The following is a 744-nucleotide window of genomic DNA, read 5'->3' on the forward strand; positions in this document are numbered from 1 at the left end:
AGACTAGTGCGTGGTGAGCGACAGCTGTGTATAAGAGACAGCTCCAGCTCAGTAACCAAACCTGACTCATCCAATGATGTGGACGCGCCCGTCCAGAATCAGATTTAATGACCTTGACTCTGACTATCTCGCCGGTGACAAAAGACAGACTTTTTGAGCGCGCGGACAGTTGGAGTTTTCGATACTATTGGTTTATGAGTTCGGTATCGGTCGATCTTCACTCGGCGTCCACCAGGGAATTGGTGGACGCTGTCGCGGTGATCGCCCGCGAACTCGCCGGACGCGACGCACCCGACTCCGCCGCCGCCTGCATGGAACTCGCCGAAACCCTCGCACGCGCGACCGACCAACAGGAGAGCGCCCTCGCCGCGATGATCGGACGGGTGGACGCCACCGGCGAGATGCGCCGCTGGGGTCTGCCGTCCACTCAGGCGTGGCTGCGGTCGCGGCTGGGGATGCGCGAGACCCGGGCCCGGGAGCGGGTCACCCTGGCCCGGCAGCGGCACCGGCTCCCACGGGTCACCAAGATGCTCGCCGCCGGGGAGCTGTCCTACGGGTACGCCTCCACCATCGCCGACGCCATCGCCCGGCTCGACGACCAGGACTGCGCGGCTGCTGAGAACGTGCTGCTCGACATGGTCGACCAAGGATTCTCCGCCGGGAAACTCGCCTCGTTCGGCCGCCGCATCCGCGACGTCATCGCCGAACGGGACGGCACCGAAACAGCAGACCAAGACTCCCAGC

1 protein-coding gene is annotated in these 744 nt (G+C 64.5%); it reads left to right on the forward strand.

All coding sequences use genetic code 11. The features are described from left to right. Positions 1 to 194: 194 nt before the first annotated feature. Positions 195 to 744: DUF222 domain-containing protein (locus ETD83_RS42100; protein ID WP_171064761.1), on the forward strand; the 550-nt coding region annotated here is incomplete at its 3' end.

Origin of the sequence: Actinomadura soli, from assembly GCF_005889715.1 — a bacterium.
In the GTDB taxonomy this organism is placed as follows: Bacteria; Actinomycetota; Actinomycetes; order Streptosporangiales; family Streptosporangiaceae; genus Spirillospora; species Spirillospora soli.